Below are 16809 nucleotides of genomic sequence, written 5' to 3' on the forward strand. Positions count from 1 at the left end.
TTCTGTTGTTATTTAGAATATTTTATTTCGAAAAGAAAGGAGGTGTCAATGTGTTTGTAAAACAAGTTCATAGCACACTGAAATCTTTACACATATACGGAACTGTCTTAAGTTTAAGATATCACCACGAAGGAAATGTTCTGGAGTGTAAGAACATTGGTTTGAGAGCGATGTACATTTGACAATCAGAAAGGTGGAAAAAAGATGAAGAAACTCTTATCGTTTGTGACTGCTACGTTACTGTTTGCACTATTCGTGTTACCAGTAGGCGCAGCTGATGACGCAATGGTTCGTGTCATTCATGCTTCACCAGATGCTCCAGCAGTTGATATTGCGGTCGATGGCAAAAAAGCAGTATCAGGAGCGAAATTCAAAGATGTCACAGATTACCTCACACTACCAGCTGGGGAACATAAAGTAGAAGTATTCGCTGCAGGAACAACAAAAGATCCTGTGCTCTCTCAAACACTCAACGTCGAAGCTGGTAAATTCTACTCTGTCGCAGCGATCGGCAAATTGGCTGATATCAAACTAGCGGTCATGGAAGACAACGGTAAAGGCGAAGACGGCAAATCAATGGTCCGTGTCGCACACTTTGCACCGGATGCACCAGCTGTTGATGTCGCACCAAAAGGTGGAGACCCACTCTTCAGTAACCTTGAATTCTCGAAAGTCTCTGACTACGGTACACTCGATGCAGGCACATATGACCTCGAGGTCCGTCCTGCAGGCGCAACGGATGTCGTCAAAGCACTGGATGGAGTCAAACTCGACAGTGGCAAAAACTATACAGCGCTCGCAATTGGCTTACTTGAAGGCGAACCAGCATTTGAAGTCCTCTTGATCCCAGATGGTGGTGAAATGGCATCAATGCCAGAAACAGGACTTGGTGGTTCATCTGATACGGCTTCTGCTACACCATGGGCAGTCGCAGCAGCTACTGCCTTGTTAGTAGGAACAGCGTATGTCGTCCGTCGTAAACAAAACGCTTAAGAGTAGTCTTCTTCTATTACTCGTATTAGCCGGATGTCAATCGGGATCACCTCCAGATGCTACAAAGCCGGAAAAACCAAAACAAACCGAAACAACGACGTCTTCTTCGTCCACTCCATCTGAAAAGGTGGACGAAGAGGCGTTCATACCAACGCGTATTACGATTCCGACGCTCGATGTGAAAGCGAACATCGAAGTCGTCGGGAAGGATAAACAAGGACGGATGGATGTTCCGAAACAGACCGATCAGGTCGCTTGGTACAAGTACGGAGCAAAAGCCGGACAAACCGGAAATGTCGTACTAGCCGGACACTTGGATGATCAAGAAGGTCCCGCTGTTTTTTATGATTTAGCGAAGATGAAAAAAGGGCAACGGATTGAAGTGACGGGAAAAGCAGGACAACAGGTATCATACGTGGTGACGAACGTCATGTCCTATCCTGTCGATGAAGCACCGGTTGGATCAATCTTCGGTGCGACCGTCATGAATAAACTGACGCTTATTTCATGTATTGGTACGTTTTCAGAATCAAAAGGATACGATCAGCGTCTTGTCGTCACAGCAGAACAAGACGAGTAAAATAAAATAGGCAATTCTTATTTCGGTCAGAACCGAGAATAAGAATTGCCTATTTTTTAATGTGTTTCGGAAGCAGCGACAAGATCCGTCGTCAGTGTCGTCAAGCCTTGTGTCGTCTTACTGAGTCCTTGGATCGTCTCGACGATTTGTCCAAGGTTTTCCTTGTTACGTCCAAATAAGGTGAGGGAGTTTTCCATCTCGCTCTTAACGGTTTGAATTCCTTGTTTCACTTGTTGCAATTCTTGCTGCGATGCGGTGTTGGCGCGTGTGATGTCTTCCATCTGAGAAACGAGTTGTGTGATGTTACCATTGTTCTTTTGAATCAGACCATTGATGCTACTACTTAATGACTTGGCATTTTCAGCAAGGTTTCGGACTTCCGTCGCGACGACAGCAAAACCTTTACCGTGTTCACCGGCACGTGCTGCTTCGATCGAAGCATTCAACGCGAGTAAGTTCGTCTGATTGGCGATCGCTTCGATGCTTTGTGTCATCTGGACGATGTCATCCGACGTCGTCTTTAATTCATGGATGCTTTCAAGCGAAGTACCGACTTGTTGTGTCGATTGAGCGAATTGTTGCTCCATCTGTTGCATCTGTCGTTCGTTGGCAATCGTCATTTGGACGAGCTGCTGACTCGTCTGCTCCGTTTGAGCCGTTTCTGCCAACACTTGTGAGGCACGGCGGCTCGTCTCGATGATGGCATGATCCGTGTGTTCGACGGAGCTTGCAACTTCTTGACTGACACGGACGACATCTGTCAAAAGTTGACGGCGCGACTCGTTCGCTGCTGTCACTTCATGAAGACGAGAATCGACGTACTGACTCGTGACGATTTGAGCATCTAAATTCATCGCATGTGTCAAGGCAAGCACAGCTGTCGTCAGTTGGGCTGGGTCATGTTGATAGTGTTCGACGATTTTTGGAATCAACAACGTCTGAAACGCTGCGTAAGAAGCGATGAACCACGTGACGGGAACGAAGTTATGTTTATGCGTCTGTCCCATCCGTGTCCGCATCGCAAGGAACGACTCATCCATATTTCCTGTTAACAAACTCGTAAAGTAGTCGGCGAAGACTTTCTTCAGTCGTTCGCGTGTCGATGATTGTTTCGCGATCGTTGCCATCTCGGGATTCAATAATAGATGGTCAAGCACTTGCTCGAGGACTTCATCTAAGATACCTTGAACGACAGGCGCCATCGATTTGAGTGTCTGTAGCTGTTCTTCTGTATAGCCCATGTATACGAGACGGGATGTGAGATCAGGATCTGCCGTCTTTGTAATGAGACGGGAATCAGGAAAGCCGATTGTAGCTTGATAAGCCGAAGTAGTCTTACTTTTAAAAGGGTTACGCACGTAGTTGCCTCCAATACTCAAGATGTGAATAAATTGATGTCTGTTTCTTATCGGTTCATCTTGACGAAGTGATACTGATTTTCGAAAAAAAGACGAGAATATTGAAAAACATTGACCGGAAACAAAAAAACTCATGGCAAGTGCCATGAGGAGAATAAAAAATATGCAGGATTAGACCGGTTGATCTTCCTGAAATGCTTTTTTGGCGTCCACAATCGAGCGCATCCGTTGAACGCAAGCTTGGACAAACTGAATATCAATGGAGGTGAAACGGGTGACAGGTCCACGAGCTGACTCAGCACTGAATGTGAAGGTTCCGAGATTCCAAAGTTCGATTTTAAATCGTTTTCCTTTGTTGTCGTCGAAGTGTTCTACGAATTCGATTTTCGGTACCATACGAACCCCTCCTTACTCCGTACATTCCCGCTTTTCAAAAAATAAAAAAGCCAAACTGCGTGTTAGAAGCAGTTTGGCTTAAAAAAATTATGCAGTCGGCACATCATAGCCGATCTCTTCAATCGCATCGACGAGACGCTCACGTGGAACATCCTCATGCTGTACGGTCACTTGGTTTTGTTCGAGTGAGACAGTTGCCTGTTGCACACCTTCGACTTCAGATAGAGCGGATTCAACACTCGCTTTACAGTGATTGCATGTCATACCGATAACAGATAATGTTGTTTCTTTCATGATGATGTTCCTCCTTCAGATAGTGGGGTACGTTTTAATCGTAACGCATTCGTCACGACAGAGACAGAGCTGAATGCCATCGCGGCACCCGCAAGCCATGGGGCAAGCAGACCGAGAAAAGCGACCGGAATGCCAATCGTATTGTAGCCAAGTGCGAAGACGAGATTTTGACGAATGTTTTTCATCGTCTGCTCACTCAGCTCGATCGCAAGTAAAACTTGTTTTAAGTCGTGTCCAAGCAACGTCACGTCGGCTGCTTCAAGAGCGACATCCGTTCCGCTACCGAGCGCGATGCCGACATCCGCTGTTACGAGAGCAGGGGCATCATTGATACCGTCTCCGACCATCGCGACACGTTTCGTTTGTTGAAGTGACTGAATGACATCTGCCTTTTCAATCGGCAAAACGTCAGCAAAGACGAACGCTGGATCCAGTCCCAGTTCTGTTGCTAAATGATCGGCGACTTCCCGGCGGTCACCGGTCAAGAGATATACTTCTTTTGTCTGGCGCAAACGCTGGATCGTTTCTTTCGCTGAATCTTTTAGCGCGTCACGGATGGCGTATCCGGCCGCGACTTCTCCATCGACAGCGACGTATACGAGAGTCGCTCCAGGTGATGTCCAATCAGGAAGAACGATGTTTCGTTCCTGCATCATTCGCGCCGATCCGACGATGAGATCATGTCCCATGATTTGTCCCGTGATCCCACGTCCTGATTCGACGTGGAACCGTTCGATATCAAAGACGACATCCCGTTCTGCTGTGATGGCGCGAGCAAGAGGGTGTTCCGATTGCCGTTCAAGCGCAGCAGCGAAATCGAGCGCTGTCTCCGTACCGAACGTTTCGACGACGACAGGGCGACCGACTGTCAGTGTTCCGGTCTTATCAAAGACGACAGCATCGACATGTTGGAGATTTTCGAGTTGAGCGCCTCCTTTAAAGAGAATACCTCGTTCTGCCCCTTTTCCGGTTCCGACCATGATCGAAGTCGGTGTCGCAAGTCCGAGTGCACATGGACAAGCGATGACGAGCACCGCGATGGCAGGACGAATCGCTTCCGCAAAGGATCCACTGATCATCCACCAAGCGGCTAATGTCAGAAGCGCGATGGCGACGACGATTGGCACGAACACACCAGAAATCCGATCGGCTTGTCGTTGAATCGGTGCTTTTTCAGTCTGCGCTTGTTCGACGACGCGAATGATTTGTGAAAGAACCGTCGCTTGTCCGATCTTTGTCGCTTCGACTTGTAAAGATCCGTTCGTATTCAGCGTACCACCAATGACGGATGCCCCAACCGTTTTATGAACAGGCGCAGATTCACCGGTTAACATCGATTCATCGAGATACGCGTCGCCTGCACGAATGACACCATCTGTCGGAATTTTGTTCCCAGGTTTTACGAGTAAGATCATCCCGGTTTGAATCGCATCGATGGAGACCGTTCGTTCCTGTCCGTCCTCTAAGATGACGGCTTCCTTTGCTTGTAGGGAGAGCAGACTTTTAATTGCTCCCGTCGTCTGTTGTTTCGCACGGTCTTCAAGGACCTTGCCGAGCAAGACGAGTGTAATCAGAATCGCACTCGTCTCAAAGTAGAGATGCGGCATATCAGAGACGAGTAGCATTTCAGCAACGGAATAAAAGTAAGCTGCCGATGTTCCGAGTGCAACGAGAACGTCCATGTTGGCGCTACCGCTCCGTAAACTTTTATAGGCCCCACTATAGAAGGGCGCTCCGATGATGAATTGAACCGGTGTCGCTAAAGCAAACTGTAGCCACGGATTCATCAAGAATGGAAGGTAGAACGGACTGTTTGGAATATGCGTCAGCATGCTCGCGAGCAACGGTAACGATAGAATGGCCGCGATTATAAAGCGATACAGCATCCGGCGATTCGATTTTGTTGCGTGTGGTGCTTGTTTGACCGTTGCCCCGTAGCCGATTTTTCGGATTTTTTCGATGATCGCTTGATCGTCATAGGCATCAGAAATCGAGACACGAGCGGTTTCAAGCGGCAAGTTGACCGTTGCTTCAACCCCGTCCATCCGGTTGAGGACTTTTTCAATCCGGGCGGAGCAGGCGGCACACGTCATGCCTTCAATATCAAACTCAATCGTTTTTGACATCAGAAAACCCTCCTTACTTTTTCAATCGAGCGATGACCGCCATCAATTCATCGACGTAAGCGTCCGTACTATCTTGACGGGTGGCGACTTCATGCATGCACATCTTAACGTGGCGTTCGATGATTTGTAGTTCGACTTGTCTTAGTGCTGCTTGGATTGATGCCGTTTGCGTCAAAATGTCGATACAATACCGATCTTCAGTGACCATATTAGCAATCCCGCGGACTTGTCCTTCGATGCGCTTCAATCGCTTCATCAACGCATCTTGTTCTTCATTCGTTCGTGGAACGACGGGGTGATCGTGTGTCATAGTCGTGCCTCCTTTGGTGATTTTGTTGTTATCTTTACTGTAACATATAGGTGTGGGGGGTACCAGTATATAGCTTAAGAAATAAAAAAAGCAGTCGCGAGAGGCGACTGCTTTTGCACTTACTGATTGGAAACTTGTGGTTTGACGATCGTTTCGTTTAATGAACGTTGATCGCTGATGATATCTTCGGCTTGTGTCGCCCGTTTAATGAAGAAGGCAAGGACGAATGCTAGACCAGCGATGAACGTCGAGATGAAGAACGCATAGTTGATTCCGTCAAGCGTCGCTTGCATCGTAATCTGCTGTTTCAGAGCAGCAGCCGCTTCAGCTGTCGGTTGACTCGTCATGTTCTTCGCCGCTTCAGCCGCGAGTTCTGTCCCACGCGTCTTGGCATGCGTCGACATGATCGTTACGAGCAAGGCGGTTCCGATCGCACCGGATACTTGTTGCAACGTATTGTTCATCGCTGTTCCGTGTGGATAGTAGCGCGTTGGTAACTGGTTCAAACCATTCGTCGAGACTGGCATCATGACCATTGACATCCCGAACATCCGTAACGAATACAGGACGATCAGATGTGTATACGTCGTATCCATCTCAAGCTGACTGAAGTAGTAACTGGTAACGACTGTGATGAACAAACCAGTCAACGCAAGAGGACGTCCACCGATCTTATCAAACAGTTTCCCGTTGATTGGTGACATGACGGCCATCAAGATCGCCCCTGGTAATAGCATGAGACCCGCATCAAGTGGTGAGATACCGCGAATCGTCTGGACATAAATCGGAAGCAATAACATCCCAGAGAACATCGCCATCGTGACGACCATCGAGATGGCAGAAGACAAGGCGAACATCGGGTAACGATAAATCTTGAAGTTGAGCATCGGACGTTCCATATGGAGCTGACGGTAAATGAATGTCACGAGTGCGATAACTCCGACGATCAACGCTCCATAGACGTGGAAGCTGTCCCAACCCTTAGAGCCAGCTGAGCTGAATCCGTACAGTAAGCCACCGAAACCAAGTGACGAAAGTGCAACGGAAGCAAGATCAATGCGAGTGGCAGACCGTTCCTTGACGTCACGAAGTAAGAAGAAACCAGCGACGAGAACGATCAAGGCGATTGGTGTGATGAAGTGGAACAACATCCGCCAATCATAGTGCTCGATGATCCAACCAGATAGCGTTGGTCCGATTGCTGGAGCACCCATCATGATTAATCCGAAAAAGCCCATTGCGGTTCCGCGTTTTTCAATCGGGAAACTGACGAGCATGACGTTCATCAGTAACGGCATCATGATCGCAGAACCAGATGCTTGAATCATCCGTCCTGCGAGTAGCACAGGAAAGACTTCTGCGAAGCCGGCAAGAATCGTTCCGGCCGAGAAGAGGGTCATCGCGAGTAAGAAGAGGCGACGAACCGAATATTTTTGAATCAAGAACGCAGATGTCGGAATTAAGACACCGTTGACGAGCATGAAACCAGTCGACAGCCATTGAGCAGTTGATGGTTCAATCGCAAGATCCTTCATGATCGAAGGCAGGGCGATGTTGAGCAATGTATTATTTAAGAAAGCAATGAATGCCCCGATCATCAAAACGGCGAGAATGCCGTAAGGAGCTCGAGCTGTGTGAGTTGCACTTTGTTGCATGAATATCCTCCTAACTAAACTAACGGTACAGATTTCTATACGGTCGTTCTATCTGTAGTTTATCTTAATCCGATTTAGTTCGAATTACAAATAATAATAGCTAAGAAAGATAATTTTATTTTTTATGTAAGATTGAAAGCGTTTTTCTAGTGAAGTAAACAAAAAAGCGCAATCCTTCTCGTGAAAGAAAAATTGCGCTTCGTCTTCAGTTTGAAACTGCCGGAGGCTTGTTTCATAGCTAGCATTACTGGACGTTTGTTTCAAGTGCATCTTTTGTGATGTCGTAATGAGAGGCTGTCCAGACCGATTTACCGTCTTGAATGAACAAAACTTGTGGTGACTCGTGTCGAACGCTGTAATGTTCGGCGATATGGTTCGATAACGTCCGAGCTTCTTGGACGAAAAGATACGCCGTTGGAACAGACGTTTCATCCGCGAACTTCGTATACTCCGAGAAGCCTGCGGCACTAATCGGACATGTCGTGCTGTGTTTGCAAATCACGAACGCGGTATGTTCGGACGCAAATTGATCAAAATCAGAAATGGATTGCAGCTTACGTGGTTGTGTCATGTATATCACCCTCCATACGTCCGGAGACGTTCACTTAACTTTAGATTTTCCCGGTAATCGACCGGACAGTCAATCAAAACGGGTCCATCACTTGCAAATGCTTGGTCAAGACAATGTGCGAGAGAGCCGTGTTCACCGACACGAAGACCGAGTGCGCCGAAGGCATGAGCCAGTTGAACGAGGTCTGGATTGTCAAACGTGATGTAGGATGACCGCCCAAACGCTTGTTGTTGTTTCCATTCAATGAGTCCATAGGTACCGTCACGCCAAATCAATACGACGAGCGGCAGCTTCAGACGAACGGCGGTTTCAAGATCTTGTCCATTCATCAAAAAGGCACCATCTCCAGCGGCACAGACGATTCGCCGATCCGGATATAACAGCTTGGCTGCGAGCGCACTCGATAAACCATAGCCCATCGAAGCGAATCCATTGGAAATGAATAATTGATCTGGACGTGTCGTTTGATAATGACGAGCGAGCCACACTTTGTGGGCGCCGACGTCTGAGAAGACCATGCCATCCTCCCCGACGGTTCGTTCGAGTTCACGGACGATACTTTGAGGATGTAAAGGCAAGGCAAGCGAGTACGTTTCTTGAATCTCGTCGCGTAATTTATCGCGATCGTGTTGCCAGTCGTTCCACGCACGCTCTGGAAGTAAAGGAGTCAATACAGTCAGCATATCGACGAGTGGTCCGACTACGTTCGCGACGACCGGGTAATAGGCATCGATTTCGTGTGGATTCGTATCCAAATGGACGATTGGTGTCTTTTTCGGGTTCCATTTTTGCGGAGGTAACTCCGTAATATCGTAGCCCACCGTAATAATGAGGTCACTCGCATCGAGAATCCGCTGGTTGTAATCGACGTCCGGTAAACCGATCGTGTGTGCAGCGAGCGGATGGTGTGAAGAAATCGCTCCTTTTCCCATCATCGTCTCGACGACAGGAGCTTGGAGCTTTTCGACGAATGCTCGAAATGCATCAAGTGCTTGCTGCCGGTGGATGCCAAATCCAGCAATGATGACGGGACTTTTTGCTCGTTCAATCAGACGTAAGGCATCGGGATCATCAATCGTCAAGGAATGGAGATGCGTTGGCGTACTATCCTGCTGTAAAGGTGTCGCTGATTGATCACGTTCTTGTTTTGCGATGTCTTCTGGAAAAGAGATATGGGTTGCCCCTAGTTTTTCGCTTTTTGCTGTCGCAAAGGCACGTCGAACGATTTCCGGAATGACCTCCGCTGACAGCACGGACGTACTGGACTTCGTGACAGGACGATAGAGATCTACGAGATCAAACATTTGATGCGACGCTTTATGTTGCCGTGCTGTTGCGCCTTGACCCGTGAGTGCGACGACAGGGGAGTGATCCATCGTCGCACTTGCAATACCGGTCATCATATTGGTCGCACCAGGACCAAGTGTTGATAGGCAGACACCCGGTCGCCCACTCAGGCGACCGAACATCGCTGCCATGAACGCGGCGTTCGTTTCGTGACGTGTCGTGATGAACGTGATCGACGAACGACTGAGTGATTCGAGCAATGTAATGTTTTCCTCACCGGGAACACCGAAGATATGCGTGACGCCCTCTGCCTCTAAACATTGGACGAACCAATCCGCCGCGTTCACGCTAGTCCACCGATGGAAATGTACTTCGTCTCAAGATACGCTTCAAGTCCTTCGCTACCGCCTTCGCGCCCGAGACCGGATTGTTTCATTCCACCAAATGGTGCTTGCGCAGCAGAAGGAACGCCATCATTCCAGCCGACGATTCCATAATCAAGCCCCTCGATTGCACGAATGGCACGCGCGTAATCCTTTGTAAAGACGTACGAAGCGAGACCGAATGGTGTCTGATTGGCGTAACGAACCGCCTCCTCATCAGAACTGACACGCTGAACGGGAGCAACAGGTCCGAACGTCTCCTCGTTCATGATCAGCATGCCGGGTTTTACGTCCGCAAGAACGGTTGCTTCATAATAATAGACATCGTTCTCCTCATCCGTCGTTCCTGTTCCGCCCGTGACGACTCGTGCACCAGCGGCTGTCGCATCATCAACATGTTTTTTGACTTTATCGTAACCCGCTTTATTGATCATCGGTCCAATCTTCGTCTCAGCATCCAGACCATTTCCGGTCTTCAACTTCGCTGTCTCTTGCCCGAGTTTTTCAACGAACGCGTCATAGATCGAGTCGGATACGTAAATCCGGTTTCCGCAGACACACGTCTGTCCGCCATTACGGAATTTCGACTTAATCGTCTCAGCAACAGCTAAATCAAGGTCACAGTCATCAAAGACGAGAATCGGTGCATGTCCTCCGAGTTCGAGCGACATCGCCTTGATCGTCTCTGCTCCTTGAGCCATCAGCGTCCGTCCGACTTCGGTTGAACCAGTGAAGGTGATCTTATCGACATGTGGATGTGTCGCGAGTGATTCACCGAGTGCTTTCCCGCTGCCTGTAACGGCATTGACGACGCCTTCTGGAATCCCAACTTCCTGACAGAGTTCAAGAAGACGAAGCGCGGTAAGCGGAGTCGCTGTTGGTGGTTTGATGACAAACGTACATCCGGCGACGAGTGCCGGAGCAAGCTTTCGGGTAATCATGGCAGCCGGGAAGTTCCATGGTGTGATTGCAGCAACGACACCGACCGGCTGTTTGATGACTTGAAGTCGTTTAGAAGCATCATGTGTCGGAATGACACGTCCATAAGCGCGTTTTCCTTCCTCTGCAAACCATTTGACGAAGTTTGCGGCATACTGCACTTCACCTTCTGATTCAGCGAGCGGTTTCCCCATTTCAAGCGTCATCAGGCGAGCCAGTTCATCTTTTTTCTCAATCATCTTCGCATATAACTTCTCGAGCAGTTCGGCACGTTCGTAGACTGTCCGTTTCGACCAATCAGGAAATGCCTTCCGTGCTGCTTCTACTGCGTCGTTGACGTCTGATTTTGTTCCGTTTGGTACACTACCGACGACTTCTCCAGTTGCTGGATTCGTAACATCCGTCCGTTCTCGTCCGTGATCTAGCCATTGTCCACCAATAAAGAATTGTCCCTTCATCCTGAAAATCCCCCTTTTTTACATGCATTGGTAAGGGTATACCCGAACGAAGAAAAAAAGATTCACTTTCGGAAGGAAAGGTTATGCAAAAGGGTAGAAATCGACCGATAAACAGTGTAGGATAATTCAGTAAATGTAATGTAAAACGATATGAAATATTCAGTGTGAACGAAGAGTGACAACCGTTGATGTGAAATGGTGGAATCACCCCCGAAACATTGACTTTAAAAGTGGATTTGATAAGATGAAGGTAGAGGAATTGCGCAATCGGTTGCGCTATGTGTATAGAAGTTCAATAACTGATGAAAACAACACCCTAAAGACTGACCTACGAGAGGATTCACGACACATGACACAAATGATACCGCGCCCTGAAACGGCCCAACAAACAATTACACGAGCTTGGTGGAAAGAAGCAGTTGCTTACCAAATCTATCCACGCAGCTTTTACGATGCAAACAACGATGGAATCGGCGATATTCCGGGTATCATCGCAAAATTGGATTATTTGAAGGATCTTGGCGTTGATGTCCTTTGGATTTGTCCGATGTTCAAATCGCCAAACGATGATAATGGATATGATATCAGTGATTATGAAGACATCATGGATGAGTTCGGTACGATGGCGGACTTTGATCTCTTGATGGAAGAAGCGCATAAGCGTGACATCAAAGTCTTGCTTGATCTTGTCGTCAACCACACATCGGATGAACACCCGTGGTTCCTTGAATCACGTTCGTCGAAAGACAATGAGAAACGCGATTGGTACATCTGGAAAGATGCCGTTAATGGTGGAGAACCGAACAACTGGGAAAGTATTTTCGGTGGATCAGCATGGGAATATGATGAAAAGACAGAGCAGTACTTCCTGCACGTCTTCTCTCGTCGTCAACCAGACTTGAACTGGCAAAACCGCGACATGCGTCAAGCTGTCTATACGATGATCAACTGGTGGCTCGATAAAGGCATCGATGGTTTCCGAATCGATGCAATTAGTCATATCAACAAGGATCAATCATTCGCTGATCTCCCGAATCCGCTCGGTATGCCGTATGTCCCTTCATTCGATATGCATATGAACGTCGAAGGCATCCATGCGTATCTCGAAGAGTTGAAAGATGAGACGTTCTCGAAATACGATATCATGACAGTCGGAGAAGCAAACGGCGTCACACCGGAAGAAGCGGATCTATGGGTCGGAGAAGAGAATGGCAAGATGAACATGGTCTTCCAGTTCGAGCACATGGATCTCTGGCGTGCCGATGCGGAAAAAGGCGTCGACGTCGTCAAACTGAAACAAGTGCTGACAAAATGGCAAAAAGGACTTGAAGCAACAGGTTGGAATGCCTTGTACCTCGAAAACCATGATAAGGTTCGTTCGGTCTCTCTTTGGGGTGACGAGGAACAGTACTGGAAAGAGAGCGCGAAGTCGCTTGCAATGATGTATTTCTTCATGCAAGGCACACCGTTCATCTATCAAGGACAAGAGATCGGGATGACGAACGTTCAATTCCCGGACATCTCGGATTATGATGATGTTGCGACAAAAAACATGTACGAGATGCAACTCGCTTCCGGGAAGACACATGAGGAAATCATGGAAGTCATCTGGAACTCGTCTCGTGATAACTCACGCACACCAATGCAATGGACGAACGAGCAAAACGGTGGCTTTTCGAATCAATCTCCATGGTTTGGTGTCAACCCGAACTACGCGGACATCAACGTCGCGTCGCAAGAACAAGATGAAGATTCGATCTTGAACTTCTACAAACGAATGATCCAAATCCGTAAGATGGAAGAGACGTTGATTTACGGAGCGTACGATCTCATCTTACCGGAAGATACGAAAGTCTACGCGTATACACGGACGCTTGGTGACGAACAGTTCTTGATCGTTACGAACTTAAAAGGCGAAACAGCAGAAATCGATACGGACATCATCTTGCACTCGGACAATATGTTGCTTGGCAACTATCCGACGATGCACCACGAAGGAACAGAACTCGTCCTTCGTCCATTCGAAGCTCGTCTGTACCGTGTGCGCTAATATGTTTTGAACGGATTCGGAGTACATCGAATCCGTTTGAGACTGAAGATAAGTGCAATTGTTCTCTAACGAGAAGGATTGCGCTTTTTTTGTTCGTCTCGCATCGTTTTCCTTGGACAAGCATCGCGCCGCTTCGCTTCGCTGCAGGGTCGCTCTTGCTTGTTTTTCCCTAGGAAGCGATGTCGAGTGAACAAAACGCTTTTCTGATTCTCCTTCCGGATATAAAGAAAATGACACGTTACACGCCACTCCTACAGGAAAAAGCGCAATTTTGCGCTGTCAGAGACAAACAAGACCCGTTTTCCTGCTCGAATGGAGCGGGAAAACTGGCTTGTGTCTCGCCTGAGGAAAGGGCGTGAAAAGGTGCGTCATTTTTTGAGTCAGTCCATTTGTCTACAATCTGGAACGGATTCGATGTACATCGGATCCGTTTTTTTGTTGCATGTAAGCAGAAGGTGCATCAGACGAAAAAATCGTGTACGCTAAACGATGAGGTGATAGAAGTGAAACCAGTAAAGTACCCGGTGTCATTACGACAGGTGACGACGATCGAAGATGGTCCGATGCGTGAATCGGTCGAACTTGAGGCGGACGGCACGTTGTTCGAAACAAAAGACGGTTTTGCCGTGAAGTTCGTTCAGCCGGATGAACAACCGATCGATACGACGATCAAATGGTCAAAAGACCAGATTGCTTTGAATCGTAAAGGTCCTGTTGCGATGCATCATGTCTTTATTTTAGGAGAGACGACCAAAAGCCAGTATGGCAGTCAATTCGGTCAGATGTTGATGGAAACGGACACGGAGACGATTGAGATGAAACGGCAGCAGATGCAGTTTCGTTATACATTAAAAATGAATGGACAAGCAGTCGGTACGTATACGATTGATTTAACTTGGGAACGGAGTGAGACGAATGGCATTTGAACAAACAGTACGTCAAATGGAGCAGATGTTGGAAGAGGAATGGTTTGAATGGCTCGAGAACGATGAGCCGCGTTACAACGAATGGCGCGATCAACTCGAAGGACTCGCAGAACAGGTCATCACGGAATACAATCCGAAGGTCGACCCGGAGTCGATCGATACGTTACTTTTAATCAATGAAGAATTACCGGTCTTATACGGCGAAGATACCGTCATGCTGTATACAGCACTCTTGAAAGCACGTCAGGAAGACGATCAAGTATACGAGCGTTACTTGACGATCCTTGGTGCGTTCGCGGACGAACAGCATCCAGCAATCCGTGAAGTCGAAAAATTAGTCGCGAAAAAGGACTATAAAAATGCCTTCGCACGTGCAGTTCGTCTGCCACAGTCGCTCGGTTTAGAATAAACAATCAGTGGACCATCTTGTTTTAGGCAAGGTGGTCTTTTTAGGAGGAAGCGTCATGTATCCACTCTATCGAATCATCGTCGCGATCATCCGCAAGGGCGATCAACTGCTCATCGTCAATAATCAATCGGGTCAGGAGAAACGCTGGAGCTTACCCGGTGGACAGATTGAATCTGGAGAGACACTCGAGCAAGCATTGCGTCGCGAGGTGGAAGAAGAAACCGGTTTGACGGTCACATCGTCGTCGTTTGCTTTCTTAACGGAGAACTTCATGCCGACCTATCAAGCGCACAGTCTCGTGACGTATTTTGATTGCGAAGTGAGTGGTGTACTTGATCCAAATGATCCCGATAAAGAAATCATTGAGACGAAGTGGATCGATCAGACGGAGTTAGCGAAGTACATCACAAGTGAAGACGTCCGTCTTCCATTATCGGCATATTTAGAAGAACAGCACAAAGGTTATTACATGTTTGAAGAGATGAAGTGGTAACTCGGCTGTCATCGTTTCTTTACATTCCTTAAAGCCGTCTCCATCGTTCATTTACATTCGCTCGGTATGATGAAACCATCATCGTGAACAGGGAGGAAACACAAATGAACAAGAAATGGATGGCGACAAGTATTCTCGGTACAGTGCTTATGACGGGAGTTGCAGGTTATACATATGAATCGGCTCAGCCGGTCGAGGCAAAACAAAACACGAAACAAGCAAAGGTTAAAAATGTCATCTTCATGATTCCGGACGGTTATTCAGCTGCCTATGCAACGAATTATCGCTGGTATCAAGGAGGCGAGGAGACAGAACTCGACGGTCACTTAAAAGGAATGATGCGGACGTATTCGGCAAACACGAAAGTGACCGATTCAGCTGCTGCCGGAACGGCGATGGCAACAGGAACAAAAACAAACAACGGAACAATCGGTATGGATCCAAGTGGAAAAGAAGTGGCGTCTATTCTTGATCGGGCGGATCAAGCAGGCAAAGCAACAGGACTTGTCTCGACATCAGCCATCACCCATGCGACACCAGCTGTTTTTGCATCGCACGTCGCAACGCGTGCGAACGAAGCGGACATTGCGAAACAATACATGGATGAAATGAAAGTCGACGTCTTACTGGGTGGCGGTCAGAAGTTCTTTTTTGATCAAAAGAATGGTGGCGTTCAAGAGGCTGGTAATCTAGTGAAGAAAGCAGAACGAGCAGGATACCAGTATGCGGATTCACTCGAAAGTCTGAATGAGACGGATGGTCGTAAAGTTCTTGGATTGTTTGCAGAAGAAGGAATGGCACCGGAACTGGACCGGGAAAACACGAATCAACCGAGCCTTGCGACGATGACGTCGAAAGCCCTGCAAACATTGAAGAAAGATCGCGATGGCTTCTTCTTGATGGTAGAAGGAAGTCAGATCGACTGGGCGGGTCACGCGCATGATGCTGCTTGGGCGATGAAGGATGCAGAAGCGTTCCACCAGGCTGTCGAAAAAGTGCTTCGTTTTGCTGCAAAAGATAAACATACTTTAGTCGTCGTTGCCGGTGACCATGATACAGGTGGTATGTCAGTCGGTGGATACGATGAGTACGTAGCGAAACCGGAAGTCTTGAAAAACGTCAAGGCGACGGGAGATGAGATGGTTCGTCAGTTCAACGACGACTTATCGAACATCGCAACTGTCGTCAAACGAGAAACGACGTTTGATTTGACGGCTGAAGAAATTCAGACGTTGCAAAAAGTGGATGCGAAGAAACGCGTCATGACATTGAATGAGATGATCAGTAAACGAGCGTATGTCGGCTGGACGACTGCCGTGCATACAGGTGTAGACGTTCCGCTCTACGCTTACGGTCCACAAAGCGAACAGTTCAGTGGGTTGCATGAAAATACGGACATCCCTGGTCTGATGGCCAATGCAATGAAATTAAAAAAATGACGTATTGGACGTGATTAAATCAAGCGGTGGATCATTCACCGTTTGATTTTTTTTGAGTACTTATCTGCTTGTGTGACGCAGTAAAAACTAAATGAAAAAAATGAATGAATAGCCATTCATTATATGCTATACTCATTTCAAC

At 47.7% G+C, this 16809-nt stretch carries 16 protein-coding genes; 7 read left to right on the forward strand and 9 right to left on the reverse strand.

From position 1 onward, the window contains the following. The first annotated feature begins 204 nt into the window (after positions 1–204). Together ACZGCQ_RS12455 and ACZGCQ_RS12460 are read left to right on the forward strand one after the other, a co-directional pair. Positions 205–993 carry a DUF4397 domain-containing protein gene (locus ACZGCQ_RS12455; protein ID WP_481266455.1) on the forward strand — a complete coding sequence of 263 codons (789 nt, stop codon included), beginning with the start codon at positions 205–207 and terminating at the stop codon, positions 991–993. After that, positions 965–1573 carry a class F sortase gene (locus tag ACZGCQ_RS12460; RefSeq protein ID WP_029343216.1) on the forward strand — a complete coding sequence of 203 codons (609 nt, stop codon included), beginning with the start codon at positions 965–967 and terminating at the stop codon, positions 1571–1573. Before ACZGCQ_RS12455 ends, ACZGCQ_RS12460 begins: the two co-directional genes overlap by 29 nt. 56 nt (positions 1574–1629) lie before the next feature. Here ACZGCQ_RS12460 and ACZGCQ_RS12465 read toward each other — a convergent pair whose 3' ends face one another. The 9 genes from ACZGCQ_RS12465 to ACZGCQ_RS12505 all read right to left on the reverse strand — a co-directional run bounded on the left by ACZGCQ_RS12465 (position 1630) and on the right by ACZGCQ_RS12505 (position 11350). Continuing rightward, entirely contained in the window at positions 1630–2931 is a 1302-nt protein-coding gene (locus ACZGCQ_RS12465; RefSeq protein WP_029343217.1) for a globin-coupled sensor protein, read from the reverse strand. A 171-nt stretch (positions 2932–3102) separates the two neighbouring features. Further along, positions 3103–3327, reverse strand: a complete 225-nt coding sequence (locus ACZGCQ_RS12470) for a hypothetical protein (protein ID WP_023466807.1) — start codon at positions 3325–3327, stop codon at positions 3103–3105. Between the two features lie 87 nt (positions 3328–3414). After that, the gene (locus ACZGCQ_RS12475; RefSeq protein ID WP_035399161.1) at positions 3415–3621 is read right to left on the reverse strand and encodes a cation transporter; all 207 of its coding nucleotides are present in this window, start codon (positions 3619–3621) and stop codon (positions 3415–3417) included. Next, entirely contained in the window at positions 3618–5747 is a 2130-nt protein-coding gene (locus tag ACZGCQ_RS12480; RefSeq protein WP_481266456.1) for a heavy metal translocating P-type ATPase, read from the reverse strand. Before ACZGCQ_RS12480 ends, ACZGCQ_RS12475 begins: the two co-directional genes overlap by 4 nt. Before the next feature lie 13 nt (positions 5748–5760). Next, positions 5761–6057, reverse strand: coding sequence for a metal-sensitive transcriptional regulator (locus ACZGCQ_RS12485; RefSeq protein ID WP_350469225.1), 297 nt, complete (start codon positions 6055–6057; stop codon positions 5761–5763). Between the two features lie 119 nt (positions 6058–6176). Then, positions 6177–7712: a DHA2 family efflux MFS transporter permease subunit gene (locus ACZGCQ_RS12490; protein ID WP_023466811.1), complete on the reverse strand. Its 1536-nt coding sequence runs from the start codon at positions 7710–7712 to the stop codon at positions 6177–6179. 244 nt (positions 7713–7956) lie between these two features. Next, the gene (ytxJ, locus tag ACZGCQ_RS12495; protein ID WP_029343222.1) at positions 7957–8283 is read right to left on the reverse strand and encodes a bacillithiol system redox-active protein YtxJ; all 327 of its coding nucleotides are present in this window, start codon (positions 8281–8283) and stop codon (positions 7957–7959) included. A gap of 5 nt (positions 8284–8288) precedes the next feature. Then, on the reverse strand, positions 8289–9917 hold the full coding sequence (locus ACZGCQ_RS12500) for an acetolactate synthase large subunit (protein WP_481266457.1): 1629 nt from the start codon (positions 9915–9917) through the stop codon (positions 8289–8291). After that, positions 9914–11350: an NAD-dependent succinate-semialdehyde dehydrogenase gene (locus tag ACZGCQ_RS12505; protein WP_481266458.1), complete on the reverse strand. Its 1437-nt coding sequence runs from the start codon at positions 11348–11350 to the stop codon at positions 9914–9916. The genes ACZGCQ_RS12500 and ACZGCQ_RS12505 overlap by 4 nt, the downstream gene beginning before the upstream one ends. A 349-nt stretch (positions 11351–11699) precedes the next feature. Between ACZGCQ_RS12505 and ACZGCQ_RS12510 the strand changes: the two genes are divergently transcribed. The 5 genes from ACZGCQ_RS12510 to ACZGCQ_RS12530 all read left to right on the forward strand — a co-directional run bounded on the left by ACZGCQ_RS12510 (position 11700) and on the right by ACZGCQ_RS12530 (position 16667). Further along, positions 11700–13400: a glycoside hydrolase family 13 protein gene (locus ACZGCQ_RS12510; protein ID WP_406748467.1), complete on the forward strand. Its 1701-nt coding sequence runs from the start codon at positions 11700–11702 to the stop codon at positions 13398–13400. Between the two features lie 524 nt (positions 13401–13924). After that, positions 13925–14326, forward strand: coding sequence for a YwiB family protein (locus ACZGCQ_RS12515; RefSeq protein WP_323679639.1), 402 nt, complete (start codon positions 13925–13927; stop codon positions 14324–14326). Then, positions 14316–14735, forward strand: a complete 420-nt coding sequence (locus ACZGCQ_RS12520; RefSeq protein WP_050677289.1) for a hypothetical protein — start codon at positions 14316–14318, stop codon at positions 14733–14735. The genes ACZGCQ_RS12515 and ACZGCQ_RS12520 overlap by 11 nt, the downstream gene beginning before the upstream one ends. Positions 14736–14790: 55 nt before the next feature. Then, positions 14791–15228 (forward strand): NUDIX domain-containing protein, encoded by a 438-nt coding sequence (locus ACZGCQ_RS12525; RefSeq protein WP_481266459.1) that lies wholly within the window; start codon positions 14791–14793, stop codon positions 15226–15228. A gap of 104 nt (positions 15229–15332) precedes the next feature. Then, a complete protein-coding gene (locus ACZGCQ_RS12530; RefSeq protein WP_481266460.1) occupies positions 15333–16667 on the forward strand; it encodes an alkaline phosphatase in 1335 nt (444 codons plus the stop codon). Positions 16668–16809 lie beyond the last annotated feature (142 nt).

The sequence above is a fragment of the Exiguobacterium sp. HSB13 genome (assembly GCF_056764755.1).